This is a genomic window from Thermanaeromonas sp. DSM 22490, from assembly GCF_056378755.1.
The window spans coordinates 97,519-113,876 of record NZ_JBJHHE010000001.1 but is presented as its reverse complement, the minus strand read 5'-3'; the positions used below and the strand labels follow the sequence as shown (position 1 = coordinate 113,876).

11 protein-coding genes are annotated in these 16,358 nt (G+C 51.1%); 1 reads left to right on the top strand and 10 read right to left on the bottom strand.

Annotated features, from left to right (window positions below; all coding sequences use genetic code 11):
- The first annotated feature begins 17 nt into the window (after positions 1–17).
- Complete coding sequence (locus AC1BI1_RS00535) at positions 18–848, top strand: patatin-like phospholipase family protein (RefSeq protein ID WP_476715307.1); 831 nt, start codon at positions 18–20, stop codon at positions 846–848.
- Here AC1BI1_RS00535 and AC1BI1_RS00530 read toward each other — a convergent pair.
- The 10 genes from AC1BI1_RS00530 to selD form a co-directional block, all read right to left on the bottom strand.
- Positions 837–3,965 carry an S-layer homology domain-containing protein gene (locus AC1BI1_RS00530; protein ID WP_476715306.1) on the bottom strand — a complete coding sequence of 1,043 codons (3,129 nt, stop codon included), beginning with the start codon at positions 3,963–3,965 and terminating at the stop codon, positions 837–839. The two genes, AC1BI1_RS00535 and AC1BI1_RS00530, sit on opposite strands and share 12 nt — an antisense overlap.
- Before the next feature lie 223 nt (positions 3,966–4,188).
- Positions 4,189–5,820 carry a H(+)/Cl(-) exchange transporter ClcA gene (gene clcA / locus AC1BI1_RS00525; protein ID WP_476715305.1) on the bottom strand — a complete coding sequence of 544 codons (1,632 nt, stop codon included), beginning with the start codon at positions 5,818–5,820 and terminating at the stop codon, positions 4,189–4,191.
- A 180-nt stretch (positions 5,821–6,000) separates the two neighbouring features.
- Positions 6,001–6,936, bottom strand: coding sequence for an NAD-dependent epimerase/dehydratase family protein (locus AC1BI1_RS00520; RefSeq protein ID WP_476715304.1), 936 nt, complete (start codon positions 6,934–6,936; stop codon positions 6,001–6,003).
- 79 nt (positions 6,937–7,015) lie between these two features.
- Positions 7,016–8,305 (bottom strand): oxalate/formate MFS antiporter, encoded by a 1,290-nt coding sequence (gene oxlT, locus AC1BI1_RS00515; RefSeq protein ID WP_476715303.1) that lies wholly within the window; start codon positions 8,303–8,305, stop codon positions 7,016–7,018.
- A 397-nt stretch (positions 8,306–8,702) separates the two neighbouring features.
- Positions 8,703–9,647 (bottom strand): oxalate oxidoreductase subunit beta, encoded by a 945-nt coding sequence (locus tag AC1BI1_RS00510; protein ID WP_476715302.1) that lies wholly within the window; start codon positions 9,645–9,647, stop codon positions 8,703–8,705.
- Between the two features lie 24 nt (positions 9,648–9,671).
- A complete protein-coding gene (locus tag AC1BI1_RS00505) occupies positions 9,672–10,859 on the bottom strand; it encodes an oxalate oxidoreductase subunit alpha (protein WP_476715301.1) in 1,188 nt (395 codons plus the stop codon).
- A gap of 21 nt (positions 10,860–10,880) precedes the next feature.
- Positions 10,881–11,831, bottom strand: coding sequence for an oxalate oxidoreductase subunit delta (locus tag AC1BI1_RS00500; RefSeq protein ID WP_476715300.1), 951 nt, complete (start codon positions 11,829–11,831; stop codon positions 10,881–10,883).
- 77 nt (positions 11,832–11,908) lie between these two features.
- A complete protein-coding gene (locus AC1BI1_RS00495; protein ID WP_476715299.1) occupies positions 11,909–14,110 on the bottom strand; it encodes a CDC48 family AAA ATPase in 2,202 nt (733 codons plus the stop codon).
- Between the two features lie 350 nt (positions 14,111–14,460).
- The gene (locus tag AC1BI1_RS00490) at positions 14,461–15,153 is read right to left on the bottom strand and encodes a GntR family transcriptional regulator (RefSeq protein ID WP_476715298.1); all 693 of its coding nucleotides are present in this window, start codon (positions 15,151–15,153) and stop codon (positions 14,461–14,463) included.
- 150 nt (positions 15,154–15,303) lie between these two features.
- Positions 15,304–16,323, bottom strand: a complete 1,020-nt coding sequence (selD, locus tag AC1BI1_RS00485; RefSeq protein ID WP_476715494.1) for a selenide, water dikinase SelD — start codon at positions 16,321–16,323, stop codon at positions 15,304–15,306.
- Positions 16,324–16,358 lie beyond the last annotated feature (35 nt).

Below are 16,358 nucleotides of genomic sequence, written 5' to 3'. Positions count from 1 at the left end.
AAAGGAAGGTCTTAAACATGCGCTTCGCTCTCGCTCTGGGAGGTGGGGGGCTTAAGGGGGCAGCCCACCTCGGCGTCTTACAGGTGCTGGTGGACAACGGCCTGCACCCTAACTTGGTCGTGGGCACCAGCGCTGGCGCTATCGCCGCTGCCCTCTACGGTAGTAGCATGCTATCTGCAGCCAGCTTGATCTTCCAGCTCCCTTCTCCAGCTCTACTCAAACAAAACTTTCGGCGCCTGGGAGGTCTACCTCTGGGAATATTGGATGGCAAGATGATAGAAAACATGTTAAGACGGCTCTGGGGAGAAAAACGCTTTAGTGACTTAAAAATACCTATAGCTGTAGTGGCCTGCGACCTCTATAGCGGCCATACTGTTATTTATTCGGCCCTCCAGCCTGCTCGGCCTCTACCGCCGGGTATAATAATGGGAGGTGACGTCCCTGTATGGCAGGCTGTGCGGGCCAGCATCTCTCTTCCCGGCCTTTTCACTCCTTTTCCCATAGGAACCCACTTACTGGTGGATGGGGGCATTACAGCCAATGTCCCAGCAGACATTGCCCGGGTCCTAGGAGCTTCCATAGTAATTGCTGTAGAACTGGGCACCAGCGCTCCCCCGCCCTCCTTTGACCATGCCGGAGATGTTCTTTTGCAAAGCTTGGATATTGCGAGCAGGCGTTTAACCACCATCACTTCAACCCTTTACGCCGATCTTGTTTTATCTCCCCTGAAGGACCTATCGCCTTCCCCCAGTTTTTGGGAGGTAGGACGCCTAAAGGAACTGGTCACCGCAGGAGCCGAAACAACTACCCGCGCTCTGCCTAAAATTAAGCAAGTACTAGGGTTCTAATTGTATTAAGTGCAGAAAACGCTGGATAAGCACCGCGGCTTCAGCCCTGGTAAGGTAGTCTCCTGGCCGCAAAGTGCCGTCTGGATAACCGCGCATCAAACCTTCCTTTACAGCCCAAAGGACGCCTCTGCGCGCCCAGGGGGAGACTGAGCTGCTATCTTTGTACCTTGAGAGCAGAAGTTCACCTTCGCCCTGGGCGCTGGCTTTATTTTCTTCAATCCCCGCCACACCCGCTGCCCGCGATAAAATTACAGCTGTTTCTTCGCGGCTCACCGGCCTTTCCGGTCGAAAAGTACCGTCTGTATAACCCACCATAATCCCCGCCCCTGCTAAGTGGGCTACAGGGATAGCGTACCAGGCACTAAAGGGCACATCTATCCAATTTATGGGCGAAGCTTTAGGAACAGTTATTATGCTATCCACCAGAGCTGCTAGCTCCGCACGAGTTAGAGACTTGTCCGGATAAAATTTCCCCTGACCGTCCCCATATAGTAAGCCTTTAACAGCTAAATTAATTACGGCTGACCAGGCCCAATGCTCTGGTGGTACATCCGAGAATTCCACCACGCCCTCTCCCCTATTTTCGTCACCGTAATAGTCCTGCCTTTTTCTGTTTTCGCCTCCTGATGCATCTCCAGAGTTATCCGGGTTCCTCCCTTCGTCCTCCCCCGCTACAGTCTCCGTATTCTCCGGGTTTCGACTTCCGGTATTGTTATGACCCCGGTCAGGGACGCCACCATTCCCCTCCTCGCCCCCTACTTCGGGAATACCCTGGGCTGGGTTAAAAACAATAGCTGCTTGAGCCTGGCTTTCCCAACCTGCTCTATCGCGAAAACGCACCGTTATTCGGCGCAGGCCGGGCGGCCCCGGTAACAGCTCCCAACTCTTGGTCCTCCGGTAAGGCTCCCATTCTCCCGGTGGCCCGCCTTCGTTAAGCACCATTACTTCCGTTACACCATTGGCATCTTCAGCCGAAAGCGTTAGCTCTACCGTTAAACTAGAGGTTTCCGGAGCACCGCCGTTGATATGCACCTGCGGGTCGGTTGGAGGATGGCGATCCAAAACTATATAGCCTTCACTTTGGCCTTCATTGCCCTTGCCGTCTACTGCTACTACCAATAAGCGGTAAGGCCCGTCAGGTACAGTACGCGTTTCCCAGGTTATGTCGCTTGACCCAGACCACTCATCCCCCCACCAGATTTCTTCTGCTATCACTTCGTTCTCTCTTCCATAAATTGCCAGGATTACCCTGTCGAGCAATTCCTCTTCCGTCAGGGAAATTCCCAGCGGTAAAGGTTCAGGGGTCCGCCATATGTCACCCGCAAGGGTCAAACTTATGCTGGGAGGCACATTGTCTTCCCCATGGGCATAAGGGGCCCAGGGGACAAAGTTAAGGTCCCCGCGAATAACATCTCCATGCCCTTGGACATTCAAACTCTCATGGTAAGGTCCGCGGCTACTCCCCCAGTAGTTATCAGGAGCAGTCAGGGCTTTCCCTATCGGTGCCTGCAGAGCTATGACGTTACCGTAAATATCGTTCTTGATAAATGTTAGCTGCGCTTCGGCAATTGATAGTAGATCAACACCGGTGTTATTCCGAGTTATCAGGTTATTGTTTATATCCGCCTCAATTGTATCTGCCAGGAGCAGGCCGGTTTCGTTGTCCTTCCATGTGGAATAGTCCAAGAGTATCCCCGTGCTATTGCTAATGTAGGCTCCAAGTTTATTCCGGCTAAAGGTAGCATGGGTAACAGTTACTCCAGCACTGCTGCTAATAGAGGCTCCTGTCTGATTTTCGCTAAAGGTTGTTTGCGTAACATTTATCCCGGTACTCCCCATGATCAGAGAGCCTATTGACCAGCCTTGAATCAGGTTGTCCTTAAAAGTTAACTCCTGGCTAGACTGGATTAGCAACCCCGTATTTCCACTTAAAGAATGCGGATCTGCCCTTAATTCATTGCCTACTATGTAACCTCTTACAGCGCCTTTTATGGCAAGACCCACCCCGCGCCCAGTGACAACATTGTTAAGAGCGGTAACATTGCTGTCCAATACTTCTAGGCCATTCAAAAAACCATATATTTCATTTCCCTCTACGCTAGTTTTTCCCCCGGAAATCCTCATACCTAAAGTTCCAGGCCCTGCTAGCTGATTACCTGTAATTTCTGCCTCAGAAGGAGATATAATCATTACGGCTGGGCTATAGCTATTTTCCGAATACCCTTCTTGGGTTATAATTTCATTCCTTGCCAGCCAAATGTTAGCCCCCTCTAAGCTAAGGGCACATCCGGTACCACGATGAAAATAACTGTCCGCCACCATCACCGTGCCTGCTGCCCGTATACGAACCAGGTCCTTGCCACTTCCCCATGCTTCAAAGCTACTGCCACTCACTTTTACTTCCGTACTTCCTGCTTCCACCCATAGTGCCGGACCCGCCAACGAATTAGCCTTCTCGCCGAACTTACAGCCGTTCATTTCAAACCTGGTAACCGGATTGTTCCACTTAAGACCGCTAAAATAAATAGCCCCTTTAGAACTCCTTATAAAAGTTACACCCGTAAACACCGCCGAAAAGTCACTAACTGAGTATTCTACCAGCACCCCATATTCATTGCCCAGGGCTTGACCGCAAGACCATTCCAGCCGGCCATTGCGCCTAAGATATATAGATTTTCCGCCGTATATTTCCATATTCTCCAGCTTAAGCTCTAAGGAAGGTCCCCCATTTCCCGGAACCTCTATACAACTCTTTTGTGTATCGCTGGTTTTTAAGACACCGTTTTTAAGTACAAGCTGATAAACCCTTTCACCTACACTAATGGTACTTTGCCCCCAGGGCGAAGTAATAACGGCTCCGTTTAAATCAAGGGTCACTCCATTCACTCGCCAATTTAAGCTGCAGTTAAAACTTGCCCCACCTGTAACCACTCGTATCACATCACCCATTTGAGCTCCGTCCAGAGCTGCCTGCAGATCGTTGAAATACAAGCCCTGGCTTTCGTTGTAGACTGCATAGGTTACTGCGCCTACTGCTTCAGCACCAGACTTTCCCCATAACAAAAAGGCAACCCAGCAGAGTAAAAAGAGCATTACACCCAAGTTACGTCTTAACACCCTTTTCCTCACTCCAATGTTAAAACTTCCCTTGGGTTTTATTCGCGATTTTTCCCTATTTTTCCTGCCCAGGAACATTTTTCGACAGAAGATTTGCTTCAAGGAGGGGCTAAACTTCTCCCGTTCTGGTAGCGGAGAAAACCTTTTGCGGCGGGAGTTTCGTGCTTTGCGGGATAATTTCTCCATCAAGCGGGCTGGTGATCTCAAATTTACCCTTATGTAATTAAAGGCTGCGGCTAGAACTGTCGCTGTCTCTCAGGCGACACCGAGTTAGCCTGTTAAATTCTTCTATAATTTCCCCAGCTTTGCCCTCAGGAGCAATAACTTTTAAATGATCCCCTTCTAACAGCCTGGTAGAACCGCGGGGAATTATCTCCCTACTACCTCTATTAACAGACACTAAAAGGCAGTCGGCGGGAAGCTGCAAGTCTTTTACCCGGCACCCGCTCGCCGGAGAACCGCTTTCCACCACCAATTCTATCACTGCTGTTTTGTCTCCGTAAGACAGGGAATCCTCCATATCGCTCCTGGCTTTCATTAAGTCCCTTTCTAAAAGCATCTCATAGACAGGCAGGGTTCCTAAAGCCTCGGCCACTATATAGGCCACCACGCAGGCAAGTAGAAGAGGTAACATGTGCTGGTAGTGGCCAGTCATCTCGATTATTAATACAATTCCAGTAAGGGGAGAGCGTACAATAGCCACAAAGTAGGCTGCCATACCTATTACTGCAAAGCTGGGTGCCATACCCTGGAGGCTGGGAAAGAGATAAACGCTGACCTGGCCTATAAAAGAACCCACCAGAGATCCCAGTACCAAAAGAGGCAAAAAAATACCGCCCGGTACACCTGCGCTGTAACTCACAATTGTTAAGAGGAATTTAGCTATAAAGAGCAAGGGTACAACCTTTAAAGCAACCTTGTTCGCCAGCAAATTCTCTACTAAAAAGTGCCCGCCCCCTAGAACCTCCGGTAAAAAATAACCCACCACCCCAGCTAAAAAGGCTACTACAGAGGCCCGCAACCAGCGGGGCACTTTGGTTAAGCTATCTGCTATATCCAGGCCTACCTTTAGGGCCCGGTTGAAAGCTGCTCCTAAGACACCGGTGGCTACTCCTAAAACTACAAATAAAGGCAATGTACCCAGGGGCAAGGGGAATAGATTTTTTATCTGGAAGGTAGGGAGCGGCCCTAAGATTTTCTGAGATATGAGGTCGGCAGCAATGCTGGCCGTTAGAGCTCCTCCCAGGACATAGGGGGAAAAATTGCGCCGGAGCTCTTCCAGGACAAAGACTACACCAGCCAGAGGCGCATTAAAGGCAGCAGCCAACCCCGCTCCCGCTCCACAGGCTATCAACTGGAGCTCTTCTGCCTTAGTTCGCATTAGACTTTTGCTTACCGCCTGGCCTGCCGCAGCCCCCATTTGTACCGTGGGCCCTTCCCGGCCCAAGGATAATCCTGCCCCAATAGCCAGAGCCCCGGCTATAAACTTAACGGGAATTACCCGCCACCACACTAGTCTCCGCTGCCTGATCAAGACGGCTTCCACATGAGGAATACCGCTACCGGCAGTCTCCGGAGCAAAAGCGGTCAACCACCCGGCAAGTCCCCCGGCTAAGGCACCCAAGAGAGGCAATACCAGCCATCCCAAGTTAGGTATACCACGTGCCCACATTAAAATATGATTACGCGCAATTTCCGCCTCCGTCAATGCTAAGCGAAAGGCAACCCCCACGATGCCAGCAACAATTCCTGCTAGGGTTCCCTCCACCAAAAAACGGAGGAAAAAGTTATACCTGTTCACCCATGGGATAGCAGGACTAGAGGAGCCCTTAGATAAAATAGCTTCATTCTTCACCGCTTTCCCTGCTCCCGTATATCTTTTTTGTGTACTCACTTCCCAATTATAGCATTCCTTTCTTTTGTTGTTAAACCCCTTCCTATTTTCTGCCCGCCCATTGATAGCTTCGCCCGAGTACCCTAACGGTCCTTAGGGCGCCAGACTCCTTTCTGTGGTAAACGCCCGCGCAATCCGGCTTCAGCCCTCTTCCTCTTTCACCCGCTCAATGCAGTTCCTGAGGGCCTGGATAAACATAGCTCGCGTTTCCCCTGCTGTACGCTGGGGCCGGTAACCCAACTCTCTAGCAGCTTTATCCCAGCTCAAATCCCACACTTCATTTAAGAAAGCCGGCCCTTGCCATTGGTCACTGGCTATAAGATTTATAGGAGATTTGGAACCGGCCAGGTCAATGATCATGGCTCCTATCTCTTCCCAGGTTAAGAATAGGCTGCCTACGTTGTAGATTTGACCGGCTGCCTGGGGATTTCCTATGGCTAACCACATGGCTTTAGCCAGATCAGCCATAGTGACAAAAGTGCCGCCAGCTCCAGATACCATTTCCAGGGATTCGTTCTTCAAGGCTTTCCGTACTATGTCGCGCAAATGGCGGCCACCAATTTGCTCGCCAAAGGCCCACCAGAAACGAAAGATAGTAACGGGCAGATTTTGTTCCTTAGAGTACAATAAGCACAATTTTTCGGCCGCGTATTTACCTAAAGCATAAAGAGGCTTACGGGCCTCTTCCACCAAGCAGGGATGGCTTTCAGTCACCGGGTGACTTACCGCCCGGCCGTACACAGTAGCTGTACTGGTATAAAGGAAACAGCGGACCCCTAAAGCTTTCGCCTCCTCCAAAAGATTAATGTGGCCTTGGAGGTCCTCGCCAAAGATGATTCTGGCATCGTCGGCAAAACTCCAGGCCAGATTTATGACCACCTCTACCCCTTGAATAGCCTCTTTAATCAGGGCCCTATCGGTTAAACTCCCGCTAAAATAGGCTGAAAGAAACTTCTCGTTTCCCTCCGGCATTTCTTTTGCCCGGTCCAGCACTCGTACTTGATAACCTTGTTGGAAAAAATATTTAACCAAATATCTCCCCACATCCCCTGCACCGCCGGCTATCAAGATTTGCATCAGTTCTTCTTCCCTCCCCTACCCCTAAAGTCAGGGCGGACGACAGCCTTTTTCTGCCGTCCGCCCTAAATTGAACGTTTTAGGCTTGTTTAGAAATCTGGCTGGGGGCAGTACCGCTGATACCAGGCAGAACTGGCTTGGACATAGTACGCAGAACAACAGCTCCTAAAGCAGCCAAAAAGGCCATTACAGCGCCTGTATAAAATACTGGACCCCATCCTTTTAGCGTTGCCAGCCAAGCAGCCACAACACCGCCTAGAATACCACCAACACCCTTTGCACTATAAACTACACCGTAGTTACTCGCTGCGTAAGTGGTGCCAAAGCGGTCCGCAGTAGCAGCCGGGAACAGCGCGTAAATCTCGCCCCAAGTTAGCATAATCATAAAAGCCAGGAAGACGAAGCCCCAGGGATGTCTTCCAACTGTGGGCATTAAAGCCATGAAAATGGCGTTCAGCAGGAAAGCTACAAACATAGTATTTTCTCGACCCATTTTATCTGAAATCCAACCCCACATCACCCGGCTGAGGCCGTTGGAAATGCGGTCAAGAGCAACCGCTAAGATTACGAAATTAGTAGCAATCCCCACGTCCTTGGCGAAAGGCCGGGTTTGGGCGGTGACCAGTAAGCCACCGGTAGCCATGAACACAAACATGACATAGATTAACCAGAAGTGAGGCGTCCTGATCATTTCCCACGGCGCAAAACCGCGCTGCCCCGAGCCAGCCTGCGTTTTCGCGGCAGGAGTGTGATGCTTCATTTCCCAGGGCGGATACCGAAGTATCTGAGCCACAATCAAAATTATGATCCCCTGGACTACACCCGTATAGAGGAAGGCTGCCACATATCCCTGGCTCTTGAGGATGTTACCTATAATAGGAATAAACGGCGCCGAACCGGCACCAAAACCGGCAGCGATGAGGCCCGAGGCCAGCCCTCGCCTGTCTGGAAACCAACGCACAGCCACTGCAATACTACCGCCATAAACAAACCCTGCGCCCAGGCCTGCCATGGAATAGAAGAAATAAAGCGCAGGTAAAGATTTTACTAAACCTAGCGCAGTCCAGCCTATTCCAACCATTAATCCTGCTATCGTAAAGAAGATTTTGGGCCCAAAACGGTCCAGCAGATAACCTTCCAAGGGTTGGGGCCAGCTCTCAAAGGCAATAAATAAGGTGAAACCCAGTTGTACTGCTGCCAGTGACCAGCCAAAAGCTTCGCGTAAGGGTGGTACAAATAACGTCCAAGCGTATTGGAGATTGGCAATCATAATCATACCTACAATTGCAGCTACCAGTTGGAACCATCTGTTACCTAAAACTGGTCCATAAGCTTCCCTGGCTTCATTAAGTTGGGCTTGTAAGTCCACCTTTTAGTCCCCTCCTTAAAATTTTTGATGTTCTTAAAAAACCTGGTACACCCAGGCTTTTGCCCCTACCATCTTTCCGTCTCGCCTTCCTTGCTAGGCGGAAATTCGTGAAATTAATGACGAAATAAATCGATTTAAGGAGATAAAAAAATCCATCAATTCTGTAGATAACTTATAAATACTTAGGGGACGTTAGGGTGGAAGTATACTTCTTCATATGCTGCTGCTTAAAAATAGTCCGCCATAAGTTGGGCTGCTGTTACACCTTTCGAAGGTTAGCATTATTGAAATAAAAGATGTCTGCCATCGTTTTAAACACGTAGATACTAAAACACTGGGTTCAGGGTGAATTAGACATACCCCGAGCGCTTTACCAAGCGCTCGGGGTATATTACACTTAGGCCGAAGTTGCTACTGCCGGTACTGTAATACCTACTTCGGCGCAACGGGCATCCACAAAGGCCTGGAGCTTCTCTATATGTTCGGGCTGCAGGTGGGCAAAACGCTTTTGCATCTTTATATATTCGCTAACCGGCTTGCGGCTTTCCAGCTTCACCGAAAGTTTGTATTCGCCATTTTCGTATTCGTAAAGCTGGAACATACCCGACTGCACAGCCAGTTTGGCCATCTCAATAGTCTTGTTAGGCGGGAACTGCCAGCCCTTGGGACAAGGAGTTTGTATATGGATATAAGCAGGTCCTTCTACGTTAAGCCCTTTCCGCACTTTATTCATCAGGTCTACGGGCCAGCCGATGGAAGCCGTAGCCACATATTTCAATTCGGGATGGCCGTGGGCGATAATCTTGGGGTTATCCTTGGGGAAGAGCTTCTTGCCCTCAGGAACCACAGGACCAGCCGGTGTAAAGGTCGTCCAGGCCCCGTAAGGCGTAGTGGGCGAGGTCTGGATACCGGTGTTAGCATAAGATTCGTTATCGTAACAAATGAACAACACGTCGTGACCGCGATATAGCATACCGGACAATGCCTGCAGGCCAATATCCACGGCACCACCATCACCGGCGAACACGATGACATGGGGTATTTCTCCTTGATATTTCTTCTTTCGCGCCATAACCTTGAAAGCAGCTTCAATACCCGAGGCTACAGCGCCGCCGTTGGTGATCTGGGCATGGATCCAGGGCACGCGCCACGGACCACACCCGTAGCTGGTATTGGCCACATACATGCATCCTGTAGGACCGATAAAGATGGTGTTAGGCCCTGCGGCCTTAGCCGTCAGCCGGTAAGCCAAGGCTGGACCACAGCCTGCACAGGTACGATGGCCAGGCACATAGTATTCCTCATCAGGAGCTTTCTTTATAGACGGGATCCTCTCTAGCATTACATTCCCCTCCTTCCACATAACTTATAGTTCAAAGGGCAGCCAGTAGGCAGTCTTCTCCACCTTGCCGGTCTTGGCAATCTCCTTCAGCTTCTGGAACATGAGGTAGAATTCGTCCCGAGTAACTACTTCGCCACCCAGGCCGGCTACAAATCCTACCGTCTTAACTTTGTCGCCGAAATCGTATAGTGCAGCTCTGAGTTCGCTGAGCAACACGCCGCCGTTGCAGGAGATGCCGAAATTCACCGAGTTATCCAGGACACCGATGGCCTTGAACTTGGACATCCGCTGGCGGATCTCCTCGGTGGGGAAGGGCCGGAAAGTGCGCAGCCTTACCACACCGACTTTTTCGCCCAGGTTACGCAGCCGGGCTGCCACCGACTTGGCCGTGACCATATGGGCGCCCTGGCCGAAAATGACCACTTCGGCATCATCGGTGAGATATTCTTCCAAGAAGGGATCGTACCTGCGACCGAAGATGCGCGCAAATTCTTCATGGGCTTCCTTTAGTACCTGATAGGCAGCCTGAACAGCCTGATAGCGCTGGTACTGCAGGGGAGGTCCCATGGCCGGCTCAATCTGGGCTCCGATTATCATGGGGTTCTTGGGATCCAGGACGTGGTGGTTTTTATAAGGAGGCAGGAATTCCTTGACCTGGGCTGGGTCAGGAATATCTACTTCCCCGAGGATGTGGGTCACATAATAACCGTCCTGGCACACATACTGGGGCAGCAAGACTCGCGGGTCCTCACCTACGCGGTAATAAATGAGGTGCATATCCAGTACTTCCTGCTGGGTAGAGGCCCAGCCCTGTATCCAGCCCTGGTCGCGACAGCATTCAGCATCGGTATGTTCCGAGCCGAAGTCGCCAGGCGGGTCCAGGGTACGGTCACCAATGGCCATCTGTACCGGCAGGCGCTCACCGGAAATCGGGGAATACACTTCAAAGGCATAGGTGACACCTACACCGGAGCTTCCCGTAAAGGTCCGCGCTCCTGCGGCCGAAGCCCCATAGACTACACTCAGCTGAGCATGTTCGCCTTCCCCGTGGATGAATTCGGCATCCAGCTCCCCATCAGCCACCATACGGGCTAATTCGGACATGATACCCGTATAGGGACGAATAGGATACGAGCAAATAACATCCACGTCGGCCAACTTTACCGCATTAGCCGCCGCTACACAACCCGAAATGCGTCGAACTTGACCCATAATTGTCACCTCCCAGAATTATCAATCCTTAAAGTTGAGTTCGGGCACCTGACTTATAGCCCCGCTGGGGCAAACTTCCGCACAAATGCCGCAACCTTTGCAATACTTCAGGTTAAAGATTGGCCCTTCATCACTGCGGGTAATACAAGCATCGGGGCAATAGATCCAACAAGTATCACATGCCGTGCAGGCCTCAGGATCGAGAACCGGCCGCTGCATCCGCCAGTTGCCGGTAACCATCCCCTCATTCTCGGACACCGGCGAAGGCACCGTACCGGCAAAGGGCAACTGTTTCAGGCGCTCGCTGGCACTAACCGCCACTTCCTCAACAACGCCTTTGACCTCCAGCTTGGTTATCTTGGCCAATTCATAACCCCGCCGCATGGCCTCCGGGTTCTTAACTACGGCGGCCAAATTGTCCAGGCTTACGATATTGGTAGCCTTAACCACCGCACCTACCAGCGGAGCCGAAATACCTGCCCCGATACCCGTGGCATCGGTAGCGCCCTCGGCACCCGACAGGGTAGTAACCGCAGTGGATAAACTGGAAGCATCAACCGTTACCAGAGTCTCCAAATTACCGGTATCCCCCAGGAAACCTAGAATTTCTTCTGCCGAACGTCTGGTATTAACTACCAGTACGCCTCCTTTGCGCAAACCCTTTAGAACCGGCACACCCTTGACTAAGGTCTCTTCTATCAGGATCACAATATCCGGAGTTTCATTTTCATACACATACTTGCTTTCAATGGGATCGGTGCTTATGCGGGCATAGGCTCTAACTGGCACATATACGCGGTCGGGGAGATCAACATAGTTTTCCCATGCTTGGACGTATTTGCCCTCCCTGGCAGCCGCTTCGGCCAGGGCCACCACTATATCGCGCGCATCCTTATTCATGACTACGCCCCGGGCCCATACTGTAATCTGCTTCAGGCCGGGTTCAGCAAAAAGATTGCTTGGAGCAGACAAGTTAGGGGCCTCCTTTCTCTTGTAAATATTAATAGTCTGTATACTCAGTGCTGCGCTAGGCTTCGCCCTTCCACGCATCACCTCCCTATTTTGGTTACCTCGCGGCTACCTCCTTGCGTATGCCACACAGGACGGAGATTGCGATTCTCCGGCCTGACTTGTTCCGGGAATTTTTCTTCCAGTACCTCCCTCAGAGCTTGTTCCAAGTGCCGGGAACTGATGCGCCATCTCTCCTTATCTTCTGCTGCTATCTTGCCGCTCTCCACTACTTCGCTTAAAGCTAAAAGCGCAGCCCGTTTGCAGATGGCCTCCAGATCAGAGCCCACCAGGCCTTCGGTCATGTTGGCCAGAGCTTCCAAGTTTACATCCTCGCCTAAAGGCCGCCGTCGTAAATGAACTTTGAGAATAGCCATTCGCTCTTTAGGGCCAGGCGGCGGAAAATCTAAAATAATATCAAAGCGTCCCGGTCGTAAAATAGCAGGATCTACCAGATCAATACGGTTAGTGGCTGCCAGTACTATTACTTCCCTAAGCTCTTCTAAACCATCCAGTTCCAATAAAAACTGGCTCACCAGGCGACTTCCTATACTACCTTCGCTCTTGCGGGTAGGAACCAGAGCATCGATCTCGTCAAAGAACAGGATGCAGGGGGAAGCCTGACGAGCTTTACGAAAGATCTCATGCAAAGTTTTTTCTGCTTCCCCCCACCAGTGGGAAAAGAGGAGGGAACTATTTACCGAGATGAAATTCACCTGGCTTTCGCGGGCCAAGGCTTTAACTACGAGAGTTTTACCTGTACCCGGCGGGCCAGAAAGGAGAATGCCTTTCGGAGCCTGCAGATTAAAATGTTGAAAAAGCTCGGGATAGCGCAGGGGCCATTCCACCAAGGATCGCAGGCGAGCTTTTACAGAGTCGAGGCCTCCTACATCTTCCCAGGTAGCTGTCGGAATTTCCATGGCAAATTCCCTGGTAGCTGAGGGCTCAACTTCTGTCAAGGCATCCAGAAAATCGCGCATGGTTACCTGCAGTTGCAGGTTGACTAGGGCCTCGCTCCCCAGAGGGACTTCTTTCAGTCCTCGCCGCAGAGCGTACATTCCGGCTTCCCGGCAAAGGGCCGCCAGATCCGCTCCCACAAAGCCATGGGTCATGGCTGCCAGGCGAGATAGAGACACATCAGGGGCCAAGGACATACCCCGAGTATGTATCCTTAAAATTTCTTCCCGTCCCCGCTGGTCAGGAACATTAATGGCAATTTCCCGGTCAAAGCGACCCGGCCGCCGCAGGGCAGGATCCACCATATCAGGGATATTGGTGGCTCCGATAACAATAACATGTCCCCGCGACTCTAGGCCGTCCATGAGGGCGAGCAATTGGGCCACTACCCGCTTCTCCACGTCTCCGTGGACTTCGGCCCGGCGTGGAGCAATGGCATCTATTTCATCGAGGAAGATGATGCTGGGCGCTTTTTTGCGCGCCTCATCAAAAACCAGGCGCAGCCTAGCCTCGCTCTCGCCGTAGTACTTATGCATAATTTCCGGTCCATTGACGTGGATAAAGTGAGCCTCCGTCTCGCTCGCTACAGCCCGGGCAATCAAAGTTTTTCCGGTACCCGGGGGACCGTACAGCAGTATCCCTTTAGGCGCCTCCACCCCTAGACTTCTAAAAAGCTGGGGATACTTCAGGGGAAGCTCGATTATTTCCCGCACTCGCTGGACTTCTTTAGCCAATCCGCCGATATCCTCGTAGGTCACCCGTTGCCCTTTGCTTTCGCCAGCCTCTCCTCCTTTAAAGCGCAGGGCTGTATCCTTATTGATGACTACAGCTCCTCGGGGCGTAACCCCTTCTACCGTAAAGGCTTCTTCCCTGCCGCTAAATAGAGTAATGCTAACTTGGTCCCCGGGTACCACCGCCAGACCCAAAAGGCGCATCTTTATATGGGTTATCTCATGTTCCCCTTCTAAAGTCCAGCCGGGAAGCACAGGAGCCAAAACCACTACCTTCGCCCTTTGCCATTCCACAGGTTCCAGGGTTACCTCTTCCCCTATACTTACCTGAGCATTGTGGCGCAGGGTTCCGTCCATCTGGATGGCTCCCGGAGAACACCGATCAGGAAAGGCGGGTATTACCCGGGCCACTGTACTCCGCTTGCCGGTTATGGCTACCACGTCGCCCGTATTAAGACCCAGCTGTTCCATCACTTCGGCCAGCACACGCACAATACCCTTGCGGGCGTCTTCCACCATACCCTCTATTACCTTGAGGGTTACTTTTCCTTCCATTGCCGTCCTCCTGCTCCCTATAACCCCGCTTCTTCTTATTGCTACCACTTGTGGTATACGGTATACCTTTACTTAAATTTTTAAAAATTGAAATCCGATACTTATGGCCCCGAAGTGTGACTCCCCTTCAGGAATCTAATTAAGTAATTTTTTAATCTGCTTTGATTTTTTAAGCGCATTTAAAACCTTGTAAAGCTGCTCTTTTTGTGCTCCACTCCCCTTCGCCGGTGCAGGTAAATCCCGGTTTACCCTTAACTCTTCATGCCCGCCTTTTGGTATACCAGCTTTGACAATATAAATATTCGCCCTTTAACAAGAAAATCCTGCTAATCGTTAAAAAAATTTTTAGGCTATTTAGTTAGGTTTTCTTCTTCCAGGGCCAGTTGGGCAAAATAGGCCTGGCGGGAGTTTTCAATATGCTGACGAGCCAGGGTTTCGGCTCGCTCGGCATCGCGAGCTTTTAGAGCTTCCAAAAGTTCCCGGTGTTCTCGGGTGGCGGCATGGATCCGCCCCGGAACGGCGTAACCCACTTTGGTAAAGCCTACAATGTACTCCACGAGATTAACAATCATCTGGTGCAACCGGGGGCTTTCCGCTGCCTGGTAAATGAGCTCATTATATTCCATGTGTAGCCTCTGCAGTTCTTCAGTATCCTTTTTGGCCCGGGCTTCTTCCATACCTTTAACCAATTCCTCGAGGCGCTCGAGCTGTTTGGGAGTAATGTTTTCGGCCGCCAGTCGCGCGGCCAACCCCTCCAGGACTGCCCGGATGCTGTAAATCTCCCAGGCTTCCTTTTTGGAAATGCGGGCCACTACTACTCCTCGCCGCGGTATATGTTCCACCAAGCCTTCTAACTCTAGTTTGCGGATGGCCTCCCGAACCGGAGTCCGGCTCACACCTAATTGCCGCGCCAGGTTCCGCTCCACCATCCGTTCGCCCGGTTTTAATTTACCGGTTAAAATGGCCTCCCGCAGAGCATGGTATACCTCCCGCCGGACAGGTTGATAAGAATCCAGGTCCAGGGGTTTTAAAATGCTCTCCACCTTACCACTCCTCGCTATATTATATCTATTTGGAATCTGAAAAGGGCATTTTGGTATTTGGGATCCCTTAATATAAAATTTAACAGACTGGATTCTTATAGGCAAGTATTGTTTTACATAAATTAAATAAATAAAAATACAAAGCGGTGGCTAATAGACATAAATTTCCCCCTTACCGGGAATGACTTCGCCAATTATACGAGCAGCTTCGACTCCGCGCCGGTGTAGCTCTGCCAATAAAGGCGAGACTTTGTCCCCTGTCACTGCTATTAGCAACCCCCCCGAGGTCTGCGGGTCATAAAGTATATCCTGTAAAGGTTCGCTAATCTTGTCTACAAAATGCACTTTCCCTTCCGAATGTCTCCTGTTGGCATAAGCACCGGCCGGTACCAGGCCCATAGCCGCAAAATCCATAGCGCCGGCCAAAAGGGGTATTTCTTTGCTTTTTAGCACCACATCTACCCCGCTCCCCTGGGCCAGTTCCAAGCAATGGCCTAAAAGTCCGAAGCCAGTAATATCTGTGCAGGCGTGGACACCTACTTCTACCATGGCTTCAGCAGCTTCCCGGTTGAGTGTGGCCATCCAGCGACCTATCTCTTCCTCTACTTCCGGTCCGGCCAGCTCAGCCTTAAGGGCTGTAGCCAGAATACCGGTGCCCAAGGGTTTGCTGAGAATAAGCTTATCCCCTGGCCGGGCACCGCAATTGGTAATTACTTTGTCCGGGTGCACTATTCCTGTAACTGCCAGACCGTATTTAGGCTCCTCATCCTCAATGCTGTGACCACCCACCAGAACCGCTCCGGCTTCTAAAATTTTATCTGCTCCACCTCGGAGGATTTCTCCCAAAATGGCGATATCAACCTTGCGGCTGGGAAAACAAACCAGGTTCAGGGCCGTGAGGGGCCTGCCGCCCATGGCATAAACATCGCTTAAAGCATTGGCCGCCGCAATCTGGCCAAAAAGGTAAGGATCATTTACAATAGGCGTGAAGAAATCCAGAGTCTGGATCAAGGCTATGTCCTCTGTTAAGCGATAGACCCCGCCATCATCTATACTCTCTATCCCTACAATTAAATCGGGACTTTTTAAGACTTGGGCTGGTAGCATTTGTAACACTTGGCTAAGGGTCCCCGGACCCATTTTAGCCGCTCACCCAGCGCTGCAGGACATCTGGGTAAGCCTAATTTTGTCTTTGGTCACCAGAA

Coding starts and splice junctions, on each gene's coding strand:
- AC1BI1_RS00495 (WP_476715299.1), bottom strand. CDS start 14,110: ATGGAAGGAAAAGTAACCCTCAAGGTAATAGAGGGTATGGTGGAAGAC.
- AC1BI1_RS00510 (WP_476715302.1), bottom strand. CDS start 9,647: ATGCTAGAGAGGATCCCGTCTATAAAGAAAGCTCCTGATGAGGAATAC.
- AC1BI1_RS00520 (WP_476715304.1), bottom strand. CDS start 6,936: ATGCAAATCTTGATAGCCGGCGGTGCAGGGGATGTGGGGAGATATTTG.
- AC1BI1_RS00535 (WP_476715307.1), top strand. CDS start 18: ATGCGCTTCGCTCTCGCTCTGGGAGGTGGGGGGCTTAAGGGGGCAGCC.
- AC1BI1_RS00505 (WP_476715301.1), bottom strand. CDS start 10,859: ATGGGTCAAGTTCGACGCATTTCGGGTTGTGTAGCGGCGGCTAATGCG.